General features: G+C 65.1%; 25 protein-coding genes. 8 read left to right on the top strand and 17 right to left on the bottom strand.

Going from position 1 to position 25,777, the window contains the following annotated elements:
* Nucleotides 1-25 precede the first annotated feature (25 nt).
* The 9 genes from QFZ91_RS17545 to bamE all read right to left on the bottom strand — a co-directional run bounded on the left by QFZ91_RS17545 (nt 26) and on the right by bamE (nt 9,907).
* Complete coding sequence (locus QFZ91_RS17545; protein WP_176121830.1) at nt 26-442, bottom strand: CopD family protein; 417 nt, start codon at nt 440-442, stop codon at nt 26-28.
* Between the two features lie 58 nt (nt 443-500).
* Entirely contained in the window at nt 501-1,772 is a 1,272-nt protein-coding gene (locus QFZ91_RS17540; RefSeq protein ID WP_176380900.1) for a glutamate-5-semialdehyde dehydrogenase, read from the bottom strand.
* A gap of 248 nt (nt 1,773-2,020) precedes the next feature.
* Nucleotides 2,021-3,148 (bottom strand): DNA polymerase III subunit delta, encoded by a 1,128-nt coding sequence (holA, locus tag QFZ91_RS17535; RefSeq protein WP_176380901.1) that lies wholly within the window; start codon nt 3,146-3,148, stop codon nt 2,021-2,023.
* 54 nt (nt 3,149-3,202) lie between these two features.
* Nucleotides 3,203-3,754, bottom strand: coding sequence for an LPS assembly lipoprotein LptE (gene lptE, locus QFZ91_RS17530; protein ID WP_176105063.1), 552 nt, complete (start codon nt 3,752-3,754; stop codon nt 3,203-3,205).
* 88 nt (nt 3,755-3,842) lie between these two features.
* The gene (leuS, locus tag QFZ91_RS17525; protein WP_429567929.1) at nt 3,843-6,434 is read right to left on the bottom strand and encodes a leucine--tRNA ligase; all 2,592 of its coding nucleotides are present in this window, start codon (nt 6,432-6,434) and stop codon (nt 3,843-3,845) included.
* Nucleotides 6,435-6,633: 199 nt separating this feature from the next.
* Complete coding sequence (locus QFZ91_RS17520; protein ID WP_368584042.1) at nt 6,634-7,065, bottom strand: ExbD/TolR family protein; 432 nt, start codon at nt 7,063-7,065, stop codon at nt 6,634-6,636.
* 48 nt (nt 7,066-7,113) lie between these two features.
* On the bottom strand, nt 7,114-7,830 hold the full coding sequence (locus QFZ91_RS17515; RefSeq protein ID WP_176121835.1) for a MotA/TolQ/ExbB proton channel family protein: 717 nt from the start codon (nt 7,828-7,830) through the stop codon (nt 7,114-7,116).
* Nucleotides 7,831-7,908: 78 nt separating this feature from the next.
* Nucleotides 7,909-8,706: a 4-hydroxy-tetrahydrodipicolinate reductase gene (gene dapB / locus QFZ91_RS17510; RefSeq protein ID WP_429567928.1), complete on the bottom strand. Its 798-nt coding sequence runs from the start codon at nt 8,704-8,706 to the stop codon at nt 7,909-7,911.
* 367 nt (nt 8,707-9,073) lie between these two features.
* Nucleotides 9,074-9,907: an outer membrane protein assembly factor BamE domain-containing protein gene (gene bamE / locus QFZ91_RS17505; RefSeq protein ID WP_429567927.1), complete on the bottom strand. Its 834-nt coding sequence runs from the start codon at nt 9,905-9,907 to the stop codon at nt 9,074-9,076.
* 152 nt (nt 9,908-10,059) lie between these two features.
* Here bamE and fur point away from each other — a divergent pair, with 152 nt between their 5' ends.
* On the top strand, nt 10,060-10,488 hold the full coding sequence (gene fur / locus QFZ91_RS17500; protein ID WP_027198845.1) for a ferric iron uptake transcriptional regulator: 429 nt from the start codon (nt 10,060-10,062) through the stop codon (nt 10,486-10,488).
* Between the two features lie 103 nt (nt 10,489-10,591).
* On the opposite strand, the gene QFZ91_RS17495 is transcribed toward fur, so the two are convergent.
* From QFZ91_RS17495 to QFZ91_RS17485, 3 genes are all read right to left on the bottom strand, one after another.
* The gene (locus QFZ91_RS17495; protein ID WP_429567926.1) at nt 10,592-11,104 is read right to left on the bottom strand and encodes an ureidoglycolate lyase; all 513 of its coding nucleotides are present in this window, start codon (nt 11,102-11,104) and stop codon (nt 10,592-10,594) included.
* A gap of 27 nt (nt 11,105-11,131) precedes the next feature.
* Nucleotides 11,132-12,142 (bottom strand): allantoicase, encoded by a 1,011-nt coding sequence (alc, locus tag QFZ91_RS17490; protein WP_429567925.1) that lies wholly within the window; start codon nt 12,140-12,142, stop codon nt 11,132-11,134.
* 124 nt (nt 12,143-12,266) lie between these two features.
* The gene (locus QFZ91_RS17485; protein WP_429567924.1) at nt 12,267-13,595 is read right to left on the bottom strand and encodes a C4-dicarboxylate transporter DctA; all 1,329 of its coding nucleotides are present in this window, start codon (nt 13,593-13,595) and stop codon (nt 12,267-12,269) included.
* A 235-nt stretch (nt 13,596-13,830) separates the two neighbouring features.
* Between QFZ91_RS17485 and QFZ91_RS17480 the strand changes: the two genes are divergently transcribed.
* Nucleotides 13,831-14,517 carry a FadR/GntR family transcriptional regulator gene (locus QFZ91_RS17480; RefSeq protein WP_176121841.1) on the top strand — a complete coding sequence of 229 codons (687 nt, stop codon included), beginning with the start codon at nt 13,831-13,833 and terminating at the stop codon, nt 14,515-14,517.
* Nucleotides 14,518-14,590: 73 nt separating this feature from the next.
* On the opposite strand, the gene gap is transcribed toward QFZ91_RS17480, so the two are convergent.
* Both gap and tkt read right to left on the bottom strand, forming a co-directional pair.
* On the bottom strand, nt 14,591-15,601 hold the full coding sequence (gap, locus tag QFZ91_RS17475; RefSeq protein WP_176121843.1) for a type I glyceraldehyde-3-phosphate dehydrogenase: 1,011 nt from the start codon (nt 15,599-15,601) through the stop codon (nt 14,591-14,593).
* Nucleotides 15,602-15,713: 112 nt separating this feature from the next.
* Complete coding sequence (gene tkt, locus QFZ91_RS17470; RefSeq protein WP_429567923.1) at nt 15,714-17,735, bottom strand: transketolase; 2,022 nt, start codon at nt 17,733-17,735, stop codon at nt 15,714-15,716.
* Between the two features lie 323 nt (nt 17,736-18,058).
* On the opposite strand from tkt, the gene QFZ91_RS17465 reads away from it, so the two are divergent.
* The 3 genes from QFZ91_RS17465 to QFZ91_RS17455 all read left to right on the top strand — a co-directional run bounded on the left by QFZ91_RS17465 (nt 18,059) and on the right by QFZ91_RS17455 (nt 19,537).
* Entirely contained in the window at nt 18,059-18,259 is a 201-nt protein-coding gene (locus QFZ91_RS17465; protein WP_429567922.1) for a hypothetical protein, read from the top strand.
* A 104-nt stretch (nt 18,260-18,363) separates the two neighbouring features.
* Nucleotides 18,364-18,777: a VOC family protein gene (locus QFZ91_RS17460; RefSeq protein ID WP_429567921.1), complete on the top strand. Its 414-nt coding sequence runs from the start codon at nt 18,364-18,366 to the stop codon at nt 18,775-18,777.
* Nucleotides 18,778-18,796: 19 nt separating this feature from the next.
* Nucleotides 18,797-19,537 (top strand): 16S rRNA (uracil(1498)-N(3))-methyltransferase, encoded by a 741-nt coding sequence (locus tag QFZ91_RS17455; protein ID WP_368596380.1) that lies wholly within the window; start codon nt 18,797-18,799, stop codon nt 19,535-19,537.
* A gap of 134 nt (nt 19,538-19,671) precedes the next feature.
* Here the strand turns inward: QFZ91_RS17455 and QFZ91_RS17450 are convergent, their stop codons facing one another.
* The 3 genes from QFZ91_RS17450 to QFZ91_RS17440 all read right to left on the bottom strand — a co-directional run bounded on the left by QFZ91_RS17450 (nt 19,672) and on the right by QFZ91_RS17440 (nt 23,424).
* Nucleotides 19,672-20,232, bottom strand: coding sequence for a barstar family protein (locus tag QFZ91_RS17450; protein WP_013090542.1), 561 nt, complete (start codon nt 20,230-20,232; stop codon nt 19,672-19,674).
* A 16-nt stretch (nt 20,233-20,248) separates the two neighbouring features.
* Nucleotides 20,249-20,662: a ribonuclease gene (locus QFZ91_RS17445; protein WP_429567920.1), complete on the bottom strand. Its 414-nt coding sequence runs from the start codon at nt 20,660-20,662 to the stop codon at nt 20,249-20,251.
* Between the two features lie 422 nt (nt 20,663-21,084).
* Nucleotides 21,085-23,424, bottom strand: a complete 2,340-nt coding sequence (locus QFZ91_RS17440; RefSeq protein WP_429567919.1) for an NADP-dependent malic enzyme — start codon at nt 23,422-23,424, stop codon at nt 21,085-21,087.
* A gap of 176 nt (nt 23,425-23,600) precedes the next feature.
* Between QFZ91_RS17440 and thiL the strand changes: the two genes are divergently transcribed.
* From thiL to QFZ91_RS17425, 3 genes are all read left to right on the top strand, one after another.
* A complete protein-coding gene (gene thiL, locus QFZ91_RS17435; protein WP_429567918.1) occupies nt 23,601-24,602 on the top strand; it encodes a thiamine-phosphate kinase in 1,002 nt (333 codons plus the stop codon).
* Entirely contained in the window at nt 24,592-25,167 is a 576-nt protein-coding gene (locus tag QFZ91_RS17430) for a phosphatidylglycerophosphatase A (protein WP_368715827.1), read from the top strand. The genes thiL and QFZ91_RS17430 overlap by 11 nt, the downstream gene beginning before the upstream one ends.
* Before the next feature lie 109 nt (nt 25,168-25,276).
* Nucleotides 25,277-25,777 carry a CinA family protein gene (locus tag QFZ91_RS17425; RefSeq protein WP_013090547.1) on the top strand — a complete coding sequence of 167 codons (501 nt, stop codon included), beginning with the start codon at nt 25,277-25,279 and terminating at the stop codon, nt 25,775-25,777.

The raw sequence follows: 25,777 nt of genomic DNA, 5'->3' as shown, positions 1-25,777 counted from the left end.
CGTCCTGCTTAACGCCGTCAGCCGCTCAGAACGGCTTGATCACCACCAGCGCGACCGCCGCGAGCATACCGAGCACCGGCAGCTCGTTGAACATCCGATACCACTTGTCCGAGCGGCGATTCTGGCCGCGCTCGAACCTGCGCAGCAGCACGCCGCAATACGCGTGATAGATGACGAGCAGCACGACCACGCCGACCTTCGCGTGAATCCAGCCCTGCCCGCTGCCGATGCCGATCACGAGCCACAACCACAAGCCGCACGCGATCGCGGGCACCGCAATGAAGCTCATGAAGCGGAACAGCTTGCGCGCCATCAGCAGAAGACGCGCCGTCGCGGCGGGTTCCGTTTCCATCGCCAGATTGACGAAGATGCGCGGCAGATAGAACAGGCCGGCAAACCAGGAGGCAATCAACACGATGTGAAACGTCTTTACCCAAAGCATCGGGGGGTCCTTGTGGTTCTTGTTGTTGTGTTCGTTGTGGCGGTGCTTCGATGCGCGCTTATTGACGACCTTCGCCGTGCCCGAGCACGATGTACTTCAGCGAAGTCAGCCCTTCCAGTCCGACCGGGCCGCGCGCGTGCAGCTTGTCGTTCGAGATGCCGATCTCGGCGCCGAGACCGAACTCGAAGCCGTCCGCGAAACGCGTCGACGCGTTGACCATCACGCTCGCCGAATCGACTTCGCGCAGGAAGCGCATCGCGCGGTCGTGGTCTTCGGTAACGATCGCATCGGTGTGCTGCGAGCTATAAGTGTTGATGTGCTCGATCGCCGCGTCGATGCCGTCGACCACCTTGATCGCGAGCACCGGCGCCAGATATTCGGTGCGCCAGTCTTCCTCGATCGCGTCGACGAGCGGGCCGACGCCGGCATCGGCCAGCACCGCGCGCGCCGCCGCATCGACGCGCAGCTCGACGTCCTTGCCTCGATACAATTGCCCAAGCGGCGGCAGCACTTCGGCCGCGATGCCGCGCGCGACCAGCAGCGTTTCCATCGTGTTGCAGGTGCCGTAGCGGTGCGTCTTCGCGTTGTCGCAGACGTTGAGCGCCTTCGCCAGGTCCGCGCGATCGTCGACATAGACGTGGCAGATGCCGTCGAGGTGCTTGATCATCGGCACGCGCGCTTCGTTCATCAGACGCTCGATCAAACTCTTGCCGCCGCGCGGCACGATCACGTCGACGTATTCGGTCATCGTGATCAGCTTGCCGACCGCCGCGCGGTCCGGCGTCGCGACCACCTGCACCGCGTCCTGCGGCAGACCGGCTGCTTCGAGCCCTTCGCCGATCAGCCTGGCGAGCGCGGTATTGCATTCGAGCGCTTCCGAGCCGCCGCGCAGAATGGTCGCGTTGCCGGACTTCAGGCACAGCGCGGCCGCGTCGATCGTCACGTTCGGGCGCGATTCGTAGATGATGCCGATCACGCCGAGCGGCACACGCATCTGGCCGACCTGGATGCCGCTCGGTCGATACTTCAGATTGCTGATTTCACCGATCGGATCGGCCAGCGCCGCGACCTGGCGCAGGCCTTCGACCATCGTCTTCAGCGCCTTGTCGGACAGCGTCAGACGGTCGATGAACGCGGCGTCGTGGCCCTTGCCGCGGGCGCGTTCGAGGTCGCGCGCGTTGGCGGCCTTCAGCAGATCGGCATCGCGCTCGATCGCCTCGGCAACGGCTGCAAGCGCCGCATTCTTCGCGGCGGTCGACGCCCGCGCCATCGCGCGCGAAGCCTGGCGAGCGCGTTGGCCGAGGTCGGTCATGTACTGGTCGATATCCATGGTCATTCTCGTGATGCCCGCACGTTGGCGTGCGGTGGTCGGGCAAGATTAGCGAAAGATCAAACGATTGTAAGTCGGGTACCGGGGCTTTGCTCGCGAGGGGGCAGCGGGTGCGCTGTGCTGTCGCGGGGTTTGCCGTTGCGTTGTGTTGAGCCCGTGGCATGGGAAACACGGTGGTCTGCATGCGACGCGATTGACGGTTGCTGTGCGATTGCAATCGCCGCCGGAACTCGCCCGCGCCCGGCTGCTTAGATTGGCCGCCGCGCTGGCGCCGCAGTCGGCGCCCGAGGTCGCGGCGGCGGCACTGGCAACGCCGCCGACGGTTTTGGCGCGGCCACCGTCATTGCGAGTTCGAACAGGCCGTCCCACGGATCGGGCGGCGGATCGTTGCGATGATTGCCCGGCGTGCCGCCCGACAAGCCCTTGACCTGCCGGTCGAGCCGCGCCGCCAGCGCGAGCGCCTTCTCGAGCGCCGCTTCGCTGACACGCGACAGCGCCGGTCCGATCAGCCGTTCGCGCGGACCCCACACGCGGTTCTCGCGGGTGAGCATCGCGAGCGGCTTGCCGGCCGCGACGCCGCGCTTGATCCGCAACAGCGTGCGCACTTCCTCGACAACGGCCCACAGCACGAGCACCGCAGCCTCGCCTTCACCGCGCAGGCCGTCGAGCATGCGCGCGAGACGGCCGACGTCGCCCGCGAGCATCGCCTCATTGAGCTTGAACACGTCGTAACGCGCGACGTTGAGCACCGCGTCCTGCACCTGATCGAAGCTCAGCGAGCCGCTCGGATACAGAAGCCCGAGCTTCTGGATTTCCTGATGCGCAGCGAGCAGATTGCCCTCGACGCGCTCGGCGATGAACGCGAGCGCGCGCCGCCCTTCCTCGCCGGCTGCAACGCGCTGACCCTGGGCCGCGAGCCGCTGCCCGACCCAGTTCGGCAGCTGCGCGCGCTCGACCGGATCGATCTTCAGCGCGACGCCCGCATCGGCGAGCGCGGTGAACCATGCCGACTTCTGCGTGGCCGCATCCAGGCGCGGCAGCGTGATCATCGTCAGCACGTCGTCGTTGACGGTGGATGCCAGGGCCTTCAGCGCGTCGGCGCCTTCCTTGCCCGGCTTGCCCGATGGAATGCGCAATTCGACCAGTTGACGGTCGCCGAACAGCGACATCGACTGGCTCGCGCCGAGCAGCGAGCTCCAGTCGAAATAGCGCTCGGCCGTGAACACCGAGCGGTCGGTGAAGCCTGCCGCGCGCGCCGCCGCGCGGATGCGATCGCACGCTTCCTGCGCGAGCAGGTGCTCGTCGCCGTACACGACGTACAGTCCGGCGAGGCCTTTGGCGAGATGCGCTTCGAGCGCGTCAGGTCGCAGTTGCATGGCTGGCGGTTGACGGTATGGATGAGAGTCGACGACTCACGAACGGCGCGATGCTCACAGCGGCGGCGGCGGCAGCGGCGCGCGCGGCACGATGCCCGGCACGGCCTCGGCCGGCGTCGGATGCAGCGAGCGCACCACGCCGAGACGGCGGATCAGCTGATCGACCGCGTCGTTTTCCATGTCGGCGAACAGGATGTCGGACTCGGCGGCCTTCGCCTGCGAGAACTGGTCGCTATAGGTCATCGCGCGGTTCAGCGCGATCACGCTGCCCGGAATCAGCACGGTGCCGTCCTTGCCGGTCAGCGTGTAGGTCATCTGCAGATTCAGCTGATACTCGGCGACGACGCCCAGCGAATTCAGCGTCAGCGTGCTGAGGTTGCGGTTCTGCGTGATTTGCAGGATCGCGTCGGCATTGGCGACCGAGTTGACCACCACGGTGTCGCTGCCGCCCTGCACGATGCGCGTGAAGCGCGCGATGGCCGCGGGCGAGCCGCCGGACACATAGAGGCGCTTGAACGCGTAGTCCTGCTGGCCGCGCAACTGGAAGCCGCAGGCCGACAACATCATTACGCTGCAAGCGAGCGTCAAAAACGATCTGCGAGTCACATTCGCTCCCGGTTCGCAGTGGATTCGCAATGCCGAGGAACGCCGCCGGACGGGCGGCGCTCCATCTGCCGGATGAGGGCTCGGAACGTCAAACGACCACGTTCACGAGACGGCCCGGCACCACGATGATCTTCTTCGGCGCCTTGCCTTCGCTGAACTTCGCGACCATTTCGTGCGCGGCCGCTTGCTGCTCGATCGCGTCGCGCGATGCGTCCTTCGCGACCGTGATCGCGCCGCGTACCTTGCCGTTCACCTGCAGCACGAGTTCGATCTCGGCCTGTTCGAGCGCCTTCTCGTCGACCTTCGGCCACGGCGCGTCGAGCAGCGGGCCGAATTCGTCGGCATAGCCGAGCTCCTGCCACAGCTGGAACGTCAGGTGCGGCACGACCGGATACAGTACACGCAGCATCACGCCGTAAGTTTCGCGCAGCACGGCCGTCTGCGCGCCCTTCGCGCCATCGAGCGCGTTGAGCATCTTCATCGCGGCCGATACCACCGTGTTGTACTGCAGACGCTGATAGTCGAAATCGGCCTGCTTCAGCACGCTATAGATTTCACGACGCAGCGCCTTGTCGGCGTCGTTGAATTGTGCGGCGTCCAACTGGCCGCCCGTGCGCAGCGCGGCTTCGTTCGTGTAGCCGAAGTTCCACACGCGACGCAGAAAGCGGCTCGCGCCTTCGACGCCCGAACCCGACCACTCGAGCTGCTGCTCGGGCGGAGCCGCGAACATCACGAACAGACGCGCGGTGTCCGCGCCGTGCTGATCGATCAGCATCTGCGGGTCGACGCCGTTGTTCTTCGACTTCGACATTTTCTCGACGCCGCCGAGCACGACCGGCTCGCCGTCGGCGTTCAGCACCGCGCCGACCGGGCGGCCCTTGTCGTCGAACGAGACGGTGACGTCCGCCGGGTTGTACCAGGTCTTCTTGCCCGCTTCGGTTTCGCGGTAGTAGGTTTCGTTGAGCACCATGCCCTGCGTGAGCAGGTTCTTCGCCGGTTCGCCGAACTTCACGAGGCCGAGGTCGCGCATCACCTTCGCCCAGAAACGCGAGTACAACAGGTGCAGGATCGCGTGTTCGATACCGCCGATGTACTGATCCATCGGCGCCCAGTAATCGGTGCGCTCGTCGACCATCGTCTTCGCATCCGGCGACGCGTAGCGATAGAAGTACCACGACGAATCGACGAAGGTGTCCATCGTGTCGGTTTCGCGCTTCGCCGCGCCGCCGCAGCTCGGGCACGTGCAGTTCAGGAACGCTTCGGACTTCGCGAGCGGATTGCCCGTGCCGTCCGGCACGAGGTCTTCCGGCAGCACGACCGGCAGGTCTTGTTCCGGCACCGGCACGTCGCCGCACTTCGGGCAGTGGATGATCGGAATCGGCGTGCCCCAGTAACGCTGGCGCGACACGCCCCAGTCACGCAGACGCCACGTGATCTGCTTGTCGCCGAGGCCGAGTTCCTTAAGATCGGCGGCGATGCGGTCCACCGCTTCGTCGTACGCGAGGCCGTCGTACTTGCCGCTGTTGACCAGCGTGCCGGCCTTCTCGCCGTACCACTCCGCCCAGGCTTCAGTCGAAAACTCTTTGCCCTCGACCGCGACCACCTGCTTCACCGGCAGACCGTACTTCTTCACGAACGCGAAGTCGCGCTCATCGTGCGCCGGCACGCCCATCACCGCACCTTCGCCGTAAGTCATCAGCACGTAGTTGCCGATCCACACCTCGACCTGCTCGTGCGTCAGCGGATGCGTGACGTAGAAGCCGGTGGCCATGCCCTTCTTTTCCATCGTCGCGACGTCGGCTTCGGCAACGCCGCCGCGCTTGCATTCGTCGATGAACGCCTGCAGTTCCGGCTTGTCTTGCGCGAGACGCGTGGCAAGCGGATGCTCGGCGGCGATCGCGCAGAACGTGACGCCCATGATCGTGTCGGCGCGCGTCGTGAACACGCGCAGCAGCTTCTGCTCACCGTCGATTTCATACGGGAAGCCGAAGTTCACGCCGAAGCTCTTGCCGATCCAGTTCTGCTGCATGATCTTCACGCGCTCGGGCCAGCCGAGGCCGTCGAGATCGTTCAGCAGTTCATCCGCGTACTGCGTGATGCGCATGTAGTACATCGGGATTTCGCGCTTTTCGACGAGCGCACCCGAGCGCCAGCCGCGCCCGTCGATCACCTGCTCGTTCGCGAGCACGGTCTGGTCGACCGGGTCCCAGTTCACGGTGCCGGTTTTCTTGTACGCGATGCCCTTTTCGAGCATCTTCAGAAACAGCCACTGGTTCCACTTGTAGTAGTCGGGGCTGCAGGTCGCGACTTCGCGCGACCAGTCGATCGCGAGACCCATCGACTGCATCTGCTTCTTCATGTAAGCGATGTTGTCGTAGGTCCACTGCGCGGGCGGCACGTTGTTGGCCATCGCGGCGTTTTCCGCCGGCATGCCGAACGCGTCCCAACCCATCGGCATCAGCACGTTGTAGCCGTTCATCCGCAGATAGCGGTACATCACGTCGTTGATCGTGTAGTTGCGCACGTGCCCCATGTGCAGCTTGCCCGACGGATACGGCAGCATCGAGACGCAGTAGAACTTGGGCTTGTCGGTGGTTTCCGTCGTCTTGTAGGCGTCGATGGCGCGCCATTGCCCTTGCGCGGCGGCTTCGACGTCGGAGGGAACGTATTTTTCGTGCATGGTGTGATGGGATCGCTAGGTTCGGTGCTTTCGCACCGGCCCGGTGCTCTGCAGAATGTCGTTGCGTCGTTTCCCCTTCGGCGGGGAAAGGGCTGATTATACCGTTCGTGGACGGGTGCGCCGCTACGCGCGGCACGGTGCGGGGCGGGGTGTGCCGGATTCGCCGACGCGCTGCGCGCCAGCCAGCGCCCGGTGATGCTCAGTGCTGCGCGGCGGGCGGCGGCGGGTCCGTCACGAAGCCGATCCGCTCGAGCCCCGCCTGCTGCGCGGCGCCCATCACCTGCGCGATGACTTCGTAGCGCGTCGAACGCTCCGCGCGCAGCTGGATGTCCGGCTGGTCCGCCTGCTTGCCGGCCTCGGCGAACTGCATGCGCATCTGCGCGAGCGTGATCGGCTTGCCGTTCCAGTAGAGCTTGCCGGCGCCGTCGATCGACAGGGAGATGGTTTGCGGGGTCTGGCGCGCGGGCGCCGCCGCGACCTTCGGCAGATCGAGCCGGATCGCATGCGAGAACAGCGGCGCGGTAATGATGAAAATCACCAGCAGCACCAGCATCACGTCGATCAGCGGCGTCATGTTGATCTCGGCCATCGGCGCGGCCGTCTGCTTCTTCTCGAGTCCGCCGAATGCCATGTCGCCTCCTTGCGTCTGAGCTTGGCCCTGCCCGCCGCACGCCAAGCGTCAGCGGTGCGCCTCGTGCGCCGCCTGCTGCGCGCGGGGCGGCGTCGGCGCATGCTCGGGGGAGCACACGTACGCGTGCAAATCGTGCGCGAAACCGTCCAGCTCCTCGGTCAATTGCCGCACGAGGCGGCCCAGCACGTTGTAGCCGAGCACCGCCGGAATTGCGACCACCAGACCGAACGCGGTCATGATCAGCGCCTCGCCGACCGGTCCCGCGACGTTCTCGATCTGCGCCTGCCCGCTCGCCGCGATGCTGCCGAGCGCGTGATAGATGCCCCATACGGTGCCGAGCAGACCGACGAACGGCGCGGTGCTGCCCACCGACGCCAGCAGCACCTGGCCGAACTCGAGCCGCCGCTGCGACGCGGCGAGCGCCTGGCGCAGCGCGCGCAGCACCCGTTCGCTGCGCTCGACGCGCGCGAGCAGCGCGCCCGGAATGTCGACCTCGGCCGCACTGAGCGCCGCTTCAGCGAGCGGCGCGAACACGCGCTCACGGTCGGTGCGGCGCAGGATGGCGACGCCTTCGGCGAGCGTCGGCGCTTGCCAGAAGCGCGCGATCGCCCGCGAGGACTGGCGTTTCGCGCGCGCCAAAATCCAGCTCTTGACGATCAGAAAACACCAGCTCGCAATCGACATGGCCAGCAGCACGTAGGCGACGGCATGCGTGATTGCGTCGCTCGTTTGCAGGTAATGGATGATGCCGCTGCTGCCTGCCATCTGACCTCGCCTTAGGAAAGTGACTTCGGGAGGGCGCGCTCGGGATGCGCTGCCCCGCCTATGCGCAACGGACTTCGCTCAACGCAGGCCGAGCACGTCCTGCATGTCGAAGAAGCCGTTGTCGTGGCCTTCGAGGAAGCGTACAGCACGAAGCGCGCCTTGTGCATATGACAGGCGGCTTGCCGATTTGTGCGTGATCTCGATGCGCTCGCCGATGCCCGCGAACAGCACCGTATGATCGCCGACGATATCGCCGCCGCGAATCGCCGAGAAGCCGATCGTCGACGGATCGCGCTCGCCGGTCACGCCTTCGCGGCCGTAGACCGCGCAGTCGTCGAGATTGCGGCCAAGCGCGCCCGCGATCACTTCGCCCATCGTCAGCGCGGTGCCGGACGGCGCATCGACCTTGTGGCGATGATGAGCCTCGATGATCTCGATGTCGTAGCCGGTCGAGAAGTGCCGCGCCGCGTATTCGAGCAGTTTCAGCGTAACGTTCACGCCGACGCTCATGTTCGACGCGAACACCACGCCGATCTTCTGCGCCGCCGTGCGCAACTGCGCTTTTTGCGCGTTGTCGAAGCCGGTCGTGCCGATCACCATTTTCACGTTGTGGCGCTGCGCGGCTTCGAGATGCGCGAGCGTCGCGTCCGGGCGTGTGAAGTCGATCAGGTAGTCGGATTCGGCAAACACGCGCTCGATATCGTCGGACAGCAGCACACCGGTCTCTTTGCCGAGGAACGCGCCGGCGTCCTGGCCAAGCTGCGCCGCGCCCGTGCGGCAGAGCGCGCCGGACAGCGTCGTGTCGGCGTCGTTGAGGACGGTTTCGATCAGCATGCGGCCCATACGGCCCGATGCGCCTGCAATGGCAATTTTCATGACGATGAGGATTCGAAAAGAGTCAACCGGGATGGAGCCCGGCAAACGCGGCCGGCGAATGCACCGACCAGTGTGCCGGGGAATGCGCCCGGTCGATATAGGGACAAGCGGCGACAGGCGGCACGATCTTGCGACAAGGCCGGGCGGCTCGCTGCTGAAGCCAACGCCCGCGGCCAACCGGGACGGCTCGCTCAAGTGACTGACTGATACCGCCCGCTGCGGCGAGCCACTGCCGCGGCGCACTGCGGCAACAGGTTCATGCGGCCCAAGCGGTGCATTTCCGGCCGCGCCTGACGCCGGACGAACACACATCTGGCGGGCGCCGCACATGCTACGCGCAGCCCGCCTCACGACACCGACAAGCGGATCAGTTGCTCGTTCCGGACGTTGACGGCGAAGCGTGCGGCGCCGAGCTGTCGCCGCTTTGCGAGCCCGTCGGGCCGACCGGGTTGCTCTCGTTTTCCGGCGCCGGCGGCGGCGGCCGTTTGAACTGGAACTGCGGCTGACCACCGGCCGTCGGGCCTTGCGTCGGGATTCCGCCAGCGCCTGCTCTCGGCACGGCCGAACGCACGGACGGCGCGCCGCTCGGCGTAGACACCGCGCTGGTCGCGCGATTGGCCGCCTGGGCAGCTTCCGCGTTGGCGTCCATGGACGGCGTGGCGGCTTGCTGGGCGCCTTCGACCGACGGCGAGCGCGTCGTGTCCAACTTGACCGGCGCCGCGGCGGCAGCCCCGCTTGCGGCGGCTGCGGCGCTGGCGGCCTCGGCCGCGCTCGCCGCGCTCGGCGGCGTAGCGTTCGAGCGACGGCCACTGCGGTCGCCGTCGATTTCGGCCAGCAATTCGAGATTGGTCGGCAGATCCTCGCCACCCGTCCAGTGGGTCACGGTGTCGCCCGAGAAGAACACGATGAAGTCGCGTTGCTGAACGATCGAGGTGTTGCCACGCTTGAAATAGAACGTGTAATCCCAGCGATCCGCGTGGAACATGTCGGTCAACAGCGGCGTGCCGAGCACCTGACGCACCTGTGCGCGCGTCATGCCGACCTTCATCTGGCCGGCCATTTCCTGCGACACGAAGTTACCTTGCACGACCGTAATCCGATACGGCGTAATGCTTTGGGCAACGCGCTGGGTCAGGCTGTCGTACGTGGAACATCCGGCAAGAACCGCGACAGTCGCAACCGCGATCAAGGTACCCCGCATGCGGCTCCCCCGGTAGATCAATTGAGATTTAGAAATCATTTCACTCACCGTGCGGGCCCGCTTGCGGGCCGCGCTCATTCCATCGAAAATGACCAGAACGGCAAAACACATTACTATGAGAGCCCAGCATTGTACTCTAGGGATCCCTTGTCATGACCAATCCAACCGATCTCAAGAATATCGGGCTCAAGGCGACCCTTCCGCGCCTCAAAATCCTTGAGATTTTCCAACACAGCCCGGTACGTCATCTAACCGCCGAAGACGTGTACCGCAACCTCCTGCACGAGGAACTCGATATCGGTCTCGCCACCGTGTATCGCGTGCTGACGCAATTCGAGCAGGCCGGCCTGCTCTCGCGCAGCAATTTCGAGTCGGGCAAGGCGGTGTTTGAACTGAACGAGGGGACGCACCACGATCACCTCGTGTGCCTCGATTGCGGGCTCGTGGAGGAGTTTTTCGACCCCGAAATCGAAAGTCGTCAGCAGTCCATCGCCAAGGCACGCGGCTTCAAGCTGCAGGAGCACGCGCTGGCACTGTATGGGGCGTGTACGAAGGAAAATTGCCCGCATCGTAAGCACTGATGCATCGCGGGCCGCGTGCGAATACGCGGCCTGGCAAGTCAGAAGAAAGACCCGGCCGATGAGAATCGGTCGGGTTTTTTTGTTCAGGCGACGGCAAATACGGCTATCCGACCAGCTCCACGCTCGGCTCGAAGGCTAGCCGCCACGGTTCGGCCAATTGCAATTCGTCGCAATTCGGCGCGTCGCCGCCCCGATCGACCACGATGAAATCGCTGACCTGATCCAGCGCGAGCAGCGGATGGTGCCAAACCCCTTTCGCGTAATTGACGCCTTGCCACGCGTCGGTCCAGAACGCGCGCATCCGCGTGGCGTCGAACTCGCCGGCCGGCGCGACCACCACCAGATAGCGGCCCGCGCGCAAGGGAATGAAAGCCTGGCTGCCGAGCGGATGCCGCTCCATCATCGTGATCACGACGGGCAGCGCGCGCGGCTGCGCGCGAAACAGATTGACGAGCGGCCGGCCGCCCTGCTCCGCCACGTCGACGCGCGCGAGGTCGTGATAGCGCTCGGTGGTGCCGCCATTGATGGGAAAATGACGCGCGCCGTCGAGTTCGATCACGTCGCCGAACGGCGCGAAAGCCGCGCGCGTCAGGCGTTCCATCTGCAGGATCTTCATGCGTGCCGCTCCCTGATGTTGCGTGCGTTAAGCGATCTCGCCCCAGAGACGCAGGCGCGACACGCCGCCGTCCGGGAAGATGTTGAAGCGCACGTGCGTGACCGGCCCGAGCGCGGCGAGGTCGTCCGTGAACGTGTGCACGTGGTCCATCTGCAGCTTGTGTTCGCCGAGCAGCACCGGCCAGAACATCGCCTGCGTGACGAGGGAATCGTCGGTGCCGCCCGTCACCGATGCCGCGTGCAGCGAGCAGCGGTCCGGGAAGTTGCCCTTGAAGTGCGCCGTATCCACTTCGATCTTGCGGATAACGCCGGGCCGCGCGAGCGCGACGATCGCCCAGTCGTTGCCCGGCTCGCGACGCCGCCGGGTTTCCCAGCCGTCGCCCATGTTCACGCCGCGGCCTGGCATCAGCATCTGCGAGGCCGGCCCGAAATGCTGGTTGTTCGCGGCAACGAGGTACGCGCCGTTTTCGATCGCGGCCAGATCGAGCAGCGTGCCGCGCTCGACGCGGCTCCAGTCCCGCTGCGGCTGGCCGTACACGCGCAGTCGGGCGAGCCCGCCGTCCGGATAGAGATTCACCCGCAGATGGGTGACCGGGCGCGCGTCTTTCACTTCGACGTAGTGATGCTGGTTGCCCTGTAGCGTCGTCGCCGGCACGAGCGGCTGCCAGTCGGCGTGCTCGGGCGGCACGTCAGCGTCGCTGTGACAGGCATCGATCGACGCCGCCGGCGGGAAATTGCCGGTGAAGTGGCTCGTATCGAGATCGACGCCATGCACGACGCCCGGCCGCGCGAGACGGATCACGCAATGGTCGTGGCCGTTCGTGCGCTTGCGGCGCGTCTCCCAGCCGTCCATCCACTTGCCGTGGTCGTCGTATTTGCCGGCGATGAACACCGCCGGCTGCGGCTCCAGCATGCGCTCTTTCGGTGCGAAGAATTCGTCGCTGGCGAACAGCGCCTTCGCGCCGAGGCGCGGATCGGCGAGGTTCATGTAGCGGCGCGTGAAAGCGGGAGCGTTCGGGTCGAGGATCGGGTTGGCCATGATGTCGGTCAGTGTGGAAGAGGTCAGAAACGGCCGGCGGCGCCACGGCAGCCGCCGGTTTGCGAAAAAACTCCGTCTGAAGACGATGCCGGTTGGTCTGGTCAGACCAGAGCCGGCGCCGCCGTCAGACTGCCGGCGCGTGTTCGCCCGCACCCGGCTCGGCGAGCGTGTCGTCGACAGCGGGCACATAGCGCAGCGCCGCGTCGCGATTCAGCACGCGTTGCGCGCGCGCCTTGTCGATATCGTTTTCCCACACGGCGACCACCACCGTCGCGACGCAGTTGCCGATCAGGTTGGTCAGCGCGCGGGCGATGCCGACGAACCAGTCGACCGGCAGAATCAGCACGAGACCGAGCACCGGAATTGCGGGAATCGCGGAGAGCGTCGCAGCGAGAATCACGATCGCCGAGCCGGGTATGCCGTGCGCGCCCTTCGACGTCACCAGCGACACCAGCACGACGACGATCAGGTCATGAATAGACAGCGGGGTGTTGGTCGCCTGCGCAATGAACAGCACCGCAAGCGTCAGATAGATCGAGAAGCCGTCGAGGTTGAACGAGTAGCCGGTCGGAATCACGAGACCGACCGTCGAATCCTTGACGCCCATCCATTCGAGCTTGCGCATGATCTGCGGCAGCACGGCGTCGGACGACGCGGTGCCGAGCACGATCGACAGTTCTTCGCGCAGATAGCGGATCAGCTTGAAGATGCTGAAGCCGGCGAGCCGCATCACCGCGCCGAGCACGAGCACAACGAACACCACGCAGCTCGCGTAGAACACCAGCACGAGCATGCCGAGTTGCTTCAGCGACTCGACGCCGTAGGTGCCGGTCATAAACGCGATCGCGCCGAGCACCCCGAGCGGCGCGAGCTTGATGATGAAGCCCATCACGCGGAAGAACACCTGCGACAGCTCATCGATCAACCCGCTCACGCGTTGCGCGCGCTTGCCGAGCAGCGACAGCGCCGAGCCGAACAGCACCGAGAACACGAGGATCTGCAGGATGTCGCCGGTTGCGAACGCGTTGATCGCCGTGTCGGGGATGATCTTCAGCAGAAAGCCGGCGGTGTCCTTCAGGCTCTTCGCGTGCTCGGTATAGGTCGTGAGCGACGCCGCATCGAGCGAACTCAGGTTCACGTTCATGCCGGCGCCCGGACGCGTCGCGTAAGCGAGCACCGCGCCGATCACGAGCGCGATCGTCGTCATTACCTCGAAGTAGATCACCGACTTCAAGCCGACGCGGCCGACCTTGCGCAGATCGCCCGCATGCGCCATACCGCTCACCACCACGCAGAACACGATCGGTCCGATCACCATCTTGATCAGCTTCAGAAAACCGTCGCCAAGCGGCCGCAGAGACTGCGCGAAATGCGGAAACACGGCACCGAGTACGATGCCGACCACGAGCGCTATCACGACCCGGCCAAATAGCGAATTGAAGAATTTCGACACGGCTTCCTCCTGCGGATGGTTGTCTCGGTCACTTCTGTTCAGACTGGTCCGACCAGTGCTGTTATGGCGAATAGTAGGAAGCCGATATAGTCCCGTCAAGGATTGATCGAACAGTGTTTACCCGTTGTTTTTTCGGCGATTTCGGGTCGGATTCAGGATCTCGGACGTTGTGCGGCGCGCCGTTTTCGACCGCGTATTAGAATTTTGGTCAGACCACGCCACCAAGCGAGCTTTTATGAAAAACGTCCCGCACACCGTCACCGACGCGGCCATCGCGACCATCCGCGAACGCATCGAAGCGGGCGTCTATCCGGTGGGCAGCCTGCTGCCGGCGCAGCGCCAGCTATCCGATGAACTGTCGATCAGCCGCGCGTCACTGCGCGAAGCGCTCTCCACGCTTGAAGCCCTCGGCCTGCTGGTAATCCGGCCGGGCAAGGGCGTGTACGTGGAAAGCGCGCAGGCGAAAGCCGCTCAGGCGTGGCGTTTCGCCGAGCAGTCGTCGCTGCCCGACACGTATCAGATGCGCTACGCGCTCGAAGGCTTCGTTGCGCGCATGGCGGTGCTCGCGGTCACCAACGACGACCTCGCGTGGCTCGAGGAAAACGTCACCGCGATGCAAAGCGCGCTCGCCTGCGAGGAACTCGACGAAGCGGCGCGGCTCGACTACGCGTTCCATATGCGCATCGTCAGCATCGCGGGCAATGCCGCGATCGAGTCGATCCTGCGCAGCAGCGCCGAAATCATGAAGGAAAGCCAGCGCATGCCGTTCTACCGGCGCGAGCGGGTGCTATCCACCTACACCGAGCATCGCGCGATTCTCGACGCGCTGAAGGCCCGCGATTCGCTCGCGGCCGGCAAGGCGATCGAGACGCACATCGCGAACGCCGCGCAGCGCGCGGGCGTCTATTTCCCGACGCCGTAGCCGTCGCGCCGATACCGCAGACGAAAAAAAGCCGCTCCGAGGAGCGGCTTTCATGCAGCGTGAAACCCGAAACTTACTTCGCGTTCGCGAGCGCCACAGCCGTGTCCAGCATGCGGTTCGAGAAGCCCCACTCGTTGTCGTACCAGCTCGACACCTTCACGAGACGGCCCGACACCTTGGTCAGCGTCGAGTCGAACGTCGACGAAGCCGGGTTGTGGTTGTAGTCGATCGACACGAGCGGTGCGTCGTTGTAACCGAGAACGCCCTTCAGTGCGCCTTCCGACGCTTCCTTCATGATCGCGTTGACTTCCTCGACCGTCGTGTCACGCGCGGCGATGAACGACAGGTCGACGACCGACACGTTGATGGTCGGGACGCGGATTGCGTAGCCGTCCAGCTTGCCGTTCAGTTCCGGCAGCACGAGGCCGACCGCGGATGCCGCACCGGTCTTGGTCGGGATCTGGCTATGCGTGGCCGAACGCGCGCGGCGCAGGTCTTCGTGATACACGTCGGTCAGAACCTGGTCGTTCGTGTACGCGTGGATCGTCGTCATCAGGCCGTTCACGAGACCGATCTTGTCGTTCAGCGGCTTGACCAGCGGCGCGAGGCAGTTGGTCGTGCACGATGCGTTCGAGATGACCGTGTCCGATGCCTTCAATACGTTGTGGTTCACGCCGTAGACGACGGTCGCGTCGACATCCTTGCCGCCCGGCGCCGAGATGATGACCTTCTTCGCTCCGCCCTTGATGTGCGCGCTGGCCTTTTCCTTGGTCGTGAAAAAGCCCGTGCACTCCATCACGACGTCGACGCCCAGCTCGCCCCACGGCAGTTCAGCCGGGTTGCGGTTCGCCAGCACGCGGATCTTGTCGCCGTTCACGACGAGGTAGTCGCCGTCCACCGACACCTGACCCGGGAACTTGCCGTGCGCGGTGTCGTATTGCGTCAGGTGGGCGTTGGTCTTCGCATCGCCCAGATCGTTGATGGCGACGATTTCGATATCGTGCTTCTTGCCGTTTTCATAGAAGGCGCGCAGGGTATTGCGGCCGATCCGGCCGTAGCCGTTGATTGCGACGCGAATCGTCATGATGTATCTCCTGATGGCTAAAAAATCCGTTTATGTTCGCCTGGTCGGACATCCGGTTCGGTGCGTTGCCCCGCGCAACCACGAGGGGCGCGACGGCAACGCGACGCAACCATCAGCCGAGAGCGGCCTTGACCGTCGCCACCACGTGCTCGACGGTGAAACCGAAATGCTTGAACAGCACACCTGCCGGGGCCGATTCGCCGAACGTGTCGATGCCGACCACGCCACCTTCCAGACCCACGTACTTGCGCCAGAAATCCGACACGCCCGCTTCGATCGCGACGCGGCGCACGCCGTGCGGCAGCACGCGTTCGCGGTACTCGGCGTCCTGCTTGTCGAACACGGTCGTCGACGGCATCGACACGACGCGTGCGGCAATGCCTTCGCGCGCGAGCGGCTCGACGGCCTTCATCGCCAGTTCGACTTCGGAGCCCGTCGCGATCAGGATGATCTTACGCGCGACGATCTCTTCGTCCCAGTCGCGCAGCACGTAGCCGCCCTTCTCGATGTTGGCGATCTGCGCGTCGGTGCGCTCGTTGAACTGCAGGTTCTGACGGCTGAAGATCAGGCACGACGGACCTTCATGTTCGATCGCATGGGTCCAGGCCACCGCGGTTTCGACCGTATCGGCCGGACGCCACGTTTGCAGATTCGGGATCAGGCGCAGGCTCGCGACCTGTTCGATCGACTGGTGGGTCGGGCCGTCTTCGCCGAGACCGATCGAGTCGTGCGTGAACACGAAGATCGACTGCGACTTCATCAGCGCGGCGACGCGCAGCGCGTTGCGGCTGTAGTCCGAGAACGTCAGGAACGTGCCGCCGAATGCCTTGTAGCCGCCATGCAGCGCGACGCCGTTGATCGCGGCGCTCATGCCGAATTCGCGCACGCCGTAGTTCACGTAGTTGCCGGCGGCACGGCCTTCGGCGTTCACGCGCACCGGCTTCGCGGCCTTCCAGTTGGTCAGGTTCGAGCCGGTCAGGTCGGCGGAGCCGCCGAGCAGTTCGGGCAGCGCGGCCGACAGGCCTTCGATGGCCTGCTGCGACGCCTTACGCGTCGCGACGGTCTCGGCGCGTTCGTTCGCGCCGGCGATGATCGCCTTTGCCTTGTCCTTCCAGTCGGCCGGCAGCTGCTTCGCGCTGCGGCGCTTGAACTCGGCCGCTTCCTGCGGATACTTGGCCGCGTAGGCGGCGAACGCCTTGTCCCATTCGGATTCGAGGCGCGCGCCCGCATCCTTCGCATCCCATGCCGCGTACACTTCCCGCGGAATCACGAACGGCTCCCACTTCCAGCCGATCGCTTCGCGTGTTGCCGCGATTTCCTTGTCGCCGAGCGGCGCGCCGTGCGAGTCGTGCGAGCCCGCCTTGGTCGGCGCGCCTTCACCGATCACGGTCTTGCAGCAGATCAGCGTCGGCTTGTCCGACTGCTTCGCCTGCTTGATCGCCGCGTCGACCGCGTCGACGTCATGGCCGACCACGTTCGGGATCACGTTCCAGCCGTACGCTTCGAAGCGCTTCGGCGTGTCGTCGTGGAACCAGTGCACCACTTCGCCGTCGATCGAGATGCCGTTGTCGTCGTAGAACGCGATCAGCTTGTTCAGCTTCAGCACGCCTGCGAGCGAACAGGCTTCGTGCGAGATGCCTTCCATCAGGCAGCCGTCGCCGACGAACACATACGTGTGGTGGTCGACGATCTTCGCGTCGGGCTTGTTGAATTCGGTGGCGAGCAGGGACTCGGCGAGCGCCATGCCGACCGCATTCGCGAGGCCCTGTCCGAGCGGACCGGTGGTCGTCTCGACGCCCGGCGTGATGCCGTATTCCGGGTGACCCGGCGTCTTCGAATGGAGCTGGCGGAAGTTCTTCAGCTCTTCCATCGGCAGATCGTAGCCGGTCAGATGCAGCAGCGAGTACAGCAGCATCGAGCCGTGACCGTTCGACAGCACGAAGCGGTCGCGATCGGCCCATTGCGGGTTCTTCGGGTTATGGCGCAGATGACGCGACCACAGGGCAACGGCGATTTCGGCCATGCCCATCGGCATGCCGGGGTGGCCGGAGTTCGCCTTTTGAACGGCGTCCATGGCCAACGCGCGGATCGCGTTGGCCATCAGGGAAGTGGGTGCGGGAGACGGGGTCGTCATGTCGAGTCCGGAGACAGAGTCAGAAAGCGAGGCGCGCTTGAGGCCCGGAAGCTCGGCGGTCCGGTCGCTACGGCGCACGATGCGGCGCCAGGAGACGCGAAACGGGCAGAGCAAGCGGACAAGGCTGAAAGCGTCACATTCTAGCAGAAGGTTAACCCCTAGCCGGCCGGAAAGCCGCCCGGCCGCGCGGTTCAACGCCCTCCGCCCGGCGGCGGCATTCGCGATTCGAGCAGCTGATTTGCCCACGCTGCCGATCGAGCCCGTCCGCCGTGACGCCCCGCTATTGTTCCAGCCTTGTGCCGACGCCGTCTACGGATTTCCTCATGCACGCCTCGATCGGCTCGATGCGCGGATGCCCATCGAGCTCCGCGACGACCCGCCCGATTCGCACGCTCGCCGAACGTCTCGCCGCGCGCGGCATCGATTCGCTGCGTCACGACGAACCGGCCCTGCACGCGGGGCTATTCTCGGCAGCGCGAACGGCGCGCGATAAACTGAGTCCGACGACGAAACCATCCATTTGAAGCGCGGACACCTCGAGCGAACCGGTTCGAGCGAAGCCGGCATGCCGCGCCGGAGCGAAACCCGCAACAGTGGCCACGCTGCCCCACGAGACCCGGAGAACTCCATGACCGCCCCCCGCCCCGCCGGTGTGCCCTGGCTGACCCCCTATCTGACGGTGCGGAACGCGCGCGCATCGACGGCGTTTTTTTCGGCGGCGTTCGGCTTCGACGTGCGCGACAGCGTGCAGGACGACGGCGTCGTCATGCACGTCGAGATGACTTACCAAGGCCAGTTGATCGTGATGTTCGCACCCGAAGGCGCGTTCGGCTCGACCGCGAAGACGCCGAAAAGCGCGGGCACGATCGCGCCGCAATCGTTCTATGTCTATGTCGAGGACGTCGATGCCGTGTATGCTCGCGCGCTCGCGGCTGGCGCGAAGTCGCTGAGCGAGCCGCAGGACCAGTTCTGGGGCGACCGCTTCGCGCAGGTCGAAGATATCGACGGCTATCGCTGGGCGCTCGCCCGCCACCTTTCCTGAATCCGAGAGTCATTCGTCGATGCCCCGTTTTTTTGTTGATGCGCTGCTTTACCCCGACGACGTGATCGCATTGCCAGACGACGTCGTCCGCCACGTGGCCGTGCTGCGTTTGCAGCCTGGCGATTCGCTCGTGCTGTTCAACGGTCAGGGCGGCGAATACGGCGCCGAACTCGTCGAGGTCGAGCGCCGTTCGGCTCGCGTGAAAATTGGCGAATTTCGCGCGGTGGAGGTCGAGCCGCCGTATCGGCTGACGCTCGCCCAAGGCATCGCCGGCGGCGACAAGATGGACTGGCTGATCGAGAAGGCGGTCGAACTCGGCGCCTCTGGCTTCGTGCCGCTCGCGACCGCACGCAGCGTCGTGCGGCTGACCGGCGAGCGCGCGCAGCGGCGGCAGCAGCACTGGCAAGGTGTGGTGCGGGCGTCGTGCGAACAGTGCGGGCGTAATCGGCTGCCGGATGTGATGCCGGTGTGTGAGATTGGCGCTTGGCTCGATACCCTGTCGCGCGAACCCGCACCCGACGAGTTGCGCCTGCTGCTGTCGCCACGCGCGAGCATCGGTTTCACGGCGCTGCCGGACGCGCCGCCGCCTGGCGGCGTGACGCTGCTGATCGGCCCCGAAGGCGGCCTTTCCGCCGACGAGGAAGCCGCCGCCGTTGAACAGGGCTTTGCCGCGGTGGGCTTGGGACCGCGTGTGCTGCGCACCGAGACCGCAGGGATCGCGGTGCTTGCTGCGCTCGCGGCGCGCTGGGGCGGTTGGTAAGCGGGAGCTAGCTTGCGCCAAACACCGCCACAAAGGCAAAGGCCCGCCAATTAGCGGGCCTTTATCGTCTGTAGCGCGACGTTCGCCGTCAGAGCCAATCAAGTACGCCTGAACAGGTGAACATCCTCCGAGCCTCAGGCGAACGAGTAAAACACCCGGAACGCGACCTTGCGCTCGGCCCAGAATTCGGCCGCTTCGCGGAACACGTCGAGCAGCGTCTCGCGCCCTTCCTTGTCGAATTTCTGCGCGATCGGCAGGTGTTCGAGCACGATCACGAAGCCGGGCTGCGCGCCGGCCTTGTGCACGAGGTCGGTCAGGCAGTCGTAGAGCGCGTCGTAGTTCTTGCCGAAATGCTTGGGAAACAGGAACGACGTCGCGATCGTCTCGAGCACTTCCTGCTTCGACGCGGCGTTCGCGCAGTATGCATACAGAAAGTGCTGGCCAAGGTGGTTGGCCTCGTCGGCGAGATCCTGCACGCGGAACGCGCGGATCGACTGCACGATGTTCGGCCGCACCGTCCTGAAAAGGCTCATGGGCTCTTCGTTCGATGAAACCACCGTGCCAGCCTCGCTTTGGTTGTCGCGACCCTGCTCGTCGGCGCGCATCTTCATGACGCGTTGGAACAAATTGCCGTCGCCGGCCGCGAAAAGATCCGTCGCGACTCCGGAATCGTGCGCGTAGATGTTGTCGCTCATGCCGTTCATCCCAATGTCATTCAACAATACGGTTAAAACTGATGTAATGGTCGTCCGAGTAATAACAATTGTCGGTTCGCTGTAGCGGACCTCCGCAGACGATGCGGCGCGCCCCGCGATTACGCGCGTGAGGCGTGGGGACGGTGTATTCGTGGTAATAGCCGCGCCGATGAGCGGGCAGCACCCGTTCGTAGTTGCCGAATACGATGCCATCCTTCTGATACGGGTAAGGCCCGCCGGTAGCTATGAGGTTCAACGTATCGACCGCCTCGCGCGGCAATTGCGCCAGCGGGATGGTGCCTACCTGCGCTTCCGCCGCTGCTGGCGCCGAGTAGTCTCGCGCCAGCGCCTCGGGCGCCGAACTTGACAACGCGCAGAGCGCGGCAGCACCGATCAGCACGCCTTTCATGCGCAACCAGTTGCGTGCCATGTATCAGGTTTCCCCGCTGTCAGACCACGAGTTTGACGACCATGAAAGTCGTAAGGGTATCGCTAATAGCCTTTGGAATCAACGTTCGACGGCCGGACGACCCCCCGCCTCGCCGCGCGGATAGCCGGCCGTCGGGGCTTTGACGACTTTTGACAGAATGTTTAGCGCGATCAGGCTAAACTGAGCTCAATCGTGATCGAACGTAGCGCAAGCAGTGCAAGCTGCCGGTGGCCGAGGCGCTCGATTGCGGTTGTTAGAGCCTGGAACCACTCAGCCGAAGGGCTGTGTCATTGCCATTTTTCGGGGTGGCGATCCCCAGCTTGCCCTGAAGGCGTGCCCATTGCGGGCACGCCGTTTTTTTTCAGGGCGCGCCGGTTGGAGAACCGGCGTCGGGCCTGTCGCGGCCCGGTCACGATGCGCGCTTAGCGGGTTGCGCTGACATCCGCAACCAGCAGCGCCGCCATGTTGACGATCCGGCGCACCGTGGCCGACGGCGTCAGCACGTGCACCGGCTTGGCCGCGCCGAGCAGGATCGGGCCAATCGCGATGTTGTTGCCGGCCGCCGTCTTCAGCAGGTTGTACGCAATGTTGGCCGCATCGATGTTCGGCAGCACCAGCAGGTTCGCGTCGCCTTCGAGCGTCGAATCGGGCAGCACTTCGCGGCGCAGATTGGAGTCGAGCGCGACGTCGCCGTGCATTTCGCCGTCAATCTGCAGCTCCGGTGCGCGTTCACGCAGGATCTCGAGCGTATCGCGCATCTTCTGCGCGCTCGGCGCGTTGCTCGAACCGAAGTTCGAATGCGACACCAGCGCGACCTTCGGCTCGATACCAAAGCGACGCACTTCCTCGGCCGCCATGATCGTGATCTCCGCCAGTTCCTCCGGCGTCGGATCGACATTCACGTGCGTATCGACGAGGAAAATCTGCCGATTCGGCAACACCAGCCCATTCATCGCCGCATACACCTTCGCGCCCGGCTTCTTGCCGATCACCTGGTCGATGAAGTGGATGTGGCGGTGCGTCGTGCTGACCGTGCCGCAGATCATGCCGTCCGCCTCTCCCTTCCTGACCATCATCGAGCCGATCAGCGTGGTGCGGCGGCGCATCTCGAGCTTGGCCATCTGCGTGGTGATGCCCTTGCGCGACATCATCTTCGCGTATTCCTGCCAGAACTCGCGGTAACGTTCGTCATGGTCCGTGTTGACGACCGTGTAATCCTGCCCGGCGACGAGCCGCAGGCCATAACGCGCGATCCGCTGTTCGATCACGGCAGGCCGGCCGATCAGGATCGGTTTGGCGAGCTTTTCGTCGACGACGATCTGGATTGCGCGAAGTACACGTTCCTCTTCGCCTTCCGCGAACACGATGCGCTTCTTCTCCGGCTCGACGCTGCGGGCCAGCTGGAAGATCGGCTTCATCGTCGTGCCGCTGTGGTAGACGAATTGCTGCAGATGCTGCGCGTACGCGTCCATATCCTCGATCGGACGCTCGGCGACGCCGCAGTCCATCGCGGCCTTCGCCACCGCGGGCGCGACCTTCACGATCAGACGCGGATCGAACGGCTTCGGAATCAGATACTCCGGTCCGAACGACAGATCCTGGATGCCGTACGCGGTCGCGACGATGTCGCTCTGCTCCTGGCGCGCCAGTTCGGCGATCGCGTTGACGGCGGCGATTTCCATTTCGCGCGTGACCGTCGTCGCGCCGGCGTCCAGCGCGCCGCGGAACAGGAACGGGAACACCAGCACGTTGTTGACCTGGTTCGGGTAGTCGGTGCGGCCCGTGCACAACACCGCGTCCGGACGCACTTCGAGCGCGAGTTCCGGCAGGATTTCCGGCGTCGGGTTCGCGAGCGCGAGGATCAGCGGCTTGGCGGCCATCTTCTTGACCATGTCCTGCTTGAGCACACCGCCAGCCGACAGGCCGAGGAACACGTCCGCGCCGTCGATCACCTCGGCGAGCGAGCGCGCGCTGGTTTCACGCGCGAAACGCTCCTTGTCCGGGTCCATCAGTTCGGTACGGCCCTTGTAGACGACACCCGCGAGGTCGGTCACCGTGATGTTTTCGAGCGGCAGGCCGAGGTCGACCAGCAGGTCCAGACAGGCGAGCGCCGCCGCGCCCGCGCCCGAGGAAACCAGCTTGACTTCCTTGATGTCCTTGCCAACGACCTTCAGACCGTTGGTGACTGCCGCCGCGACGACGATCGCGGTGCCGTGCTGGTCGTCATGGAAGACCGGAATCTTCATGCGCTTGCGGCATTCGCGTTCGACGATGAAGCAGTCCGGCGCCTTGATGTCTTCGAGGTTGATGCCGCCGAAGGTCGGTTCGAGCGCGGCGATCACGTCGACCAGCTTGTGCGGATCGGTCTCGTTGATCTCGATATCGAACACGTCGATGCCGGCGAACTTCTTGAACAGGACGGCCTTGCCTTCCATGACCGGCTTGGACGCGAGCGGGCCGATGTTGCCGAGACCCAGCACCGCGGTACCGTTCGTGACGACGCCGACGAGGTTGCTGCGCGCGGTGAAGCGCGCGGCGTTCAGCGGGCTCTCGACGATTTCCTCGCACGCAAATGCGACGCCAGGCGAATACGCCAGCGCGAGGTCGCGCTGGTTGATCATCTGCTTGGTCGGGGCGATCGCGATTTTGCCGGGAGTCGGAAACTCGTGGTAATCGAGGGCTGCTTCGCGGAGTTTGGTATTGGCGGGATTCGACATAAGGCGGGCTTCGGAGTGCAGATTAGAATAGACGTTCGACGGCATTGTAGCCCCAATCGCCTACGCAATTCCTTCAATACGGGTACAACTGCCGCGACTGAAACAGCGTGAAAGCGCGTTGCCCGTCGCACGGGGTGGTCCGGTGCTTGCAAGGGGCATTACGCTCAAACCTGGTCACCTGCGCTATTTCTACGATCGTTCTCCGCTCATCGTCCGCCATCATGCTTTCCGAGTTTTCGCTGATCGACCGCTTCTTCGCCCGCCGCGCCGCCCACGCGCGGCCCTCTACTTCCGAAGGCGGCACGCTCGGCATCGGCGACGACTGCGCGTTGCTGGCACCGGCTGCCGGCGAAATGCTCGCGATATCGACGGACATGCTGGTCGAAGGCCGTCACTTCTTCGCAGATATCGATCCCGAAGCGCTGGGTCACAAGGCGCTCGCGGTCAACCTGTCGGACCTCGCCGCGATGGGCGCGCAGCCGCAGGCGTTCACGCTCGCCTTCTCGCTGCCGCAAGCCGAAGAAGCTTGGCTATCGGGGTTCAGCGAAGGCCTGTTCGCGCTGGCCGAGCGCTATGGTTGCGAGCTGATCGGCGGCGATACGACGGGCGGACCGCTCAATCTGTGCATTACGGTGTTCGGCAGCGTGCCGCCGCAAACGGCATTGCGCCGCGATGCCGCGCAACCCGGCGACGACATCTGGATTTCCGGCACGCTCGGCGACGCGCGCGCCGGCCTCGGTGTGCAGCGCGGCGAATGGTCCGCCGATCCCAACGACGCCGCGGCGTTCCGCCAGGCACTCGAACGCCCCGAGCCGCGCATCGCGCTCGGCCTCGCGCTGCGCGGCGTCGCACACGCGGCGCTCGACCTGTCGGACGGACTCGCCGGCGATCTGCTGCATATCCTCGAGCGCTCGTCGGTAAGTGCGAGCGTCGACGTCGACGCGGTGCCGCGCTCGGCCGCGCTGCGCCGCCTGCCGCCCCAAGTCCAGCAGCGCTGCACGCTCGCCGGCGGCGACGATTACGAGCTGTGCTTCACCGCGCCCGGCGCCGCGCGCGCCGCGGTCGAGGCAGCCGCGCAGAAGGCCGCTGTGCCGGTCACTCGCATCGGTACAATAAGCGCACTGGAGGCGGCCACCGACCGCCCGGCCATCGCGTGGCGCAACGCCACCGGCGCGCCGCTCACCCTGACGTTGCAAGGTTTCGATCACTTTCATGCAGAATGACCCTCCGCTCGGCCCCGCCGACGACTTGCTCGGCAGCGAGCCGCCGCAAGCACCACGACCGCGCGCGCCGAAGCCCGCTCAGCCACGCCGCGCGACCGCGCGCTTCATGCTGTCGCATCCCGTCCACATCCTGTCGCTCGGCTGCGGCAGCGGGCTGTCGCCCGTCGCGCCAGGCACGGTCGGCACGCTGTTCGGGTGGGCCTCCTTCGCGGTACTGAGCCGCTATCTGACCGTTATCGAATGGGGCGTGCTGATCGGCGTCGGCTTTCTCGCCGGCATCGCGCTGTGCGGCTTTACGGCGAAGCGGCTTGGCGTCGAGGATCCGTCGGCGGTCGTGTGGGACGAAATCGTCGCGTTCTGGCTCGTGCTGCTGATGGTCACGCCTGCCACGCTCGCCGCTCAGATGTGGGCGTTCGTGATCTTCCGCTTCTTCGACATGGTGAAGCCGCCACCGATCGGCTACTTCGACCGCCGGCTGAAAGGCGGCTTTGGCATCATGTTCGATGACCTGATCGCCGCGTTCTTCACGTTGCTCGTGATTGCGCTGTGGCGGATGTCGGTTTGAGCGCTGCCCGACCGCTATCTGAGCACCGTTCGACTCTTTCGGTCGCCACCCGGCCCCTGCCGTTCGCCGCGCCTCACGGCCGGCTTCGTTTTCCGGATTGACTGACGCCATGCCTACCGATTCCGTCGTTCACCAGCTTGCGATCCGCGTGAGCAACCGTCTGCGCGACGAGCGCCTGATGCTCGTGACCGCCGAGTCCTGCACGGGTGGCATGGTCGCGACCGCGATCACCGATATCTCCGGCAGCAGTGGCTGGTTCGAACGCGGCTTCGTCACGTATTCGAACCAGGCGAAGAGTGAAATGATCGGCGTGCCGGCCGACCTGATCGAAAAGCACGGCGCGGTCAGCGAACCGGTCGCGCGAGCGATGGCCGAAGGCGCACTGCGCAACAGCCGCGCGCAAGTGTCGCTGTCGATTACCGGCGTCGCTGGGCCCGGTGGCGGCACCGAAACCAAGCCGGTCGGCATGGTGTCGTTCGGCTGGACCAACCGGCTGCATACGTCGGTGGAAACGAAGATTTTCAAGGGCGATCGCGAGCAGATCCGCGTGCAGGCGGCAGCGCACGCGCTGCGCGGTTTGCTGGCGCTACTCGACGAACGCGAGCATTGA

Origin of the sequence: Paraburkholderia sp. JPY419 (assembly GCF_050435705.1) — a bacterium.
In the GTDB taxonomy this organism is placed as follows: Bacteria; Pseudomonadota; Gammaproteobacteria; order Burkholderiales; family Burkholderiaceae; genus Paraburkholderia; species Paraburkholderia youngii.
This window is presented reverse-complemented; position numbering and strand designations above follow the sequence as displayed.

Bases quoted from the DNA above. Each gene is read 5' to 3' on its own strand.
- QFZ91_RS17445 (WP_429567920.1), bottom strand. From the start codon at position 20,662: ATGGCACGCAACTGGTTGCGCATGAAAGGCGTGCTGATCGGTGCTGCC.
- tkt (WP_429567923.1), bottom strand. From the start codon at position 17,735: ATGACGACCCCGTCTCCCGCACCCACTTCCCTGATGGCCAACGCGATC.
- QFZ91_RS17540 (WP_176380900.1), bottom strand. From the start codon at position 1,772: ATGGATATCGACCAGTACATGACCGACCTCGGCCAACGCGCTCGCCAG.
- bamE (WP_429567927.1), bottom strand. From the start codon at position 9,907: ATGCGGGGTACCTTGATCGCGGTTGCGACTGTCGCGGTTCTTGCCGGA.
- QFZ91_RS17545 (WP_176121830.1), bottom strand. From the start codon at position 442: ATGCTTTGGGTAAAGACGTTTCACATCGTGTTGATTGCCTCCTGGTTT.
- alc (WP_429567925.1), bottom strand. From the start codon at position 12,142: ATGGCCAACCCGATCCTCGACCCGAACGCTCCCGCTTTCACGCGCCGC.
- QFZ91_RS17430 (WP_368715827.1), top strand. From the start codon at position 24,592: ATGCAGAATGACCCTCCGCTCGGCCCCGCCGACGACTTGCTCGGCAGC.
- thiL (WP_429567918.1), top strand. From the start codon at position 23,601: ATGCTTTCCGAGTTTTCGCTGATCGACCGCTTCTTCGCCCGCCGCGCC.
- gap (WP_176121843.1), bottom strand. From the start codon at position 15,601: ATGACGATTCGCGTCGCAATCAACGGCTACGGCCGGATCGGCCGCAAT.
- leuS (WP_429567929.1), bottom strand. From the start codon at position 6,434: ATGCACGAAAAATACGTTCCCTCCGACGTCGAAGCCGCCGCGCAAGGG.
- fur (WP_027198845.1), top strand. From the start codon at position 10,060: ATGACCAATCCAACCGATCTCAAGAATATCGGGCTCAAGGCGACCCTT.
- holA (WP_176380901.1), bottom strand. From the start codon at position 3,148: ATGCAACTGCGACCTGACGCGCTCGAAGCGCATCTCGCCAAAGGCCTC.
- QFZ91_RS17425 (WP_013090547.1), top strand. From the start codon at position 25,277: ATGCCTACCGATTCCGTCGTTCACCAGCTTGCGATCCGCGTGAGCAAC.
- QFZ91_RS17450 (WP_013090542.1), bottom strand. From the start codon at position 20,232: ATGAGCGACAACATCTACGCGCACGATTCCGGAGTCGCGACGGATCTT.
- QFZ91_RS17455 (WP_368596380.1), top strand. From the start codon at position 18,797: ATGCCCCGTTTTTTTGTTGATGCGCTGCTTTACCCCGACGACGTGATC.
- QFZ91_RS17465 (WP_429567922.1), top strand. From the start codon at position 18,059: ATGCACGCCTCGATCGGCTCGATGCGCGGATGCCCATCGAGCTCCGCG.
- QFZ91_RS17460 (WP_429567921.1), top strand. From the start codon at position 18,364: ATGACCGCCCCCCGCCCCGCCGGTGTGCCCTGGCTGACCCCCTATCTG.
- QFZ91_RS17480 (WP_176121841.1), top strand. From the start codon at position 13,831: ATGAAAAACGTCCCGCACACCGTCACCGACGCGGCCATCGCGACCATC.
- QFZ91_RS17440 (WP_429567919.1), bottom strand. From the start codon at position 23,424: ATGCCGTCGAACGTCTATTCTAATCTGCACTCCGAAGCCCGCCTTATG.
- QFZ91_RS17520 (WP_368584042.1), bottom strand. From the start codon at position 7,065: ATGGCATTCGGCGGACTCGAGAAGAAGCAGACGGCCGCGCCGATGGCC.
- QFZ91_RS17515 (WP_176121835.1), bottom strand. From the start codon at position 7,830: ATGGCAGGCAGCAGCGGCATCATCCATTACCTGCAAACGAGCGACGCA.
- dapB (WP_429567928.1), bottom strand. From the start codon at position 8,706: ATGAAAATTGCCATTGCAGGCGCATCGGGCCGTATGGGCCGCATGCTG.
- QFZ91_RS17495 (WP_429567926.1), bottom strand. From the start codon at position 11,104: ATGAAGATCCTGCAGATGGAACGCCTGACGCGCGCGGCTTTCGCGCCG.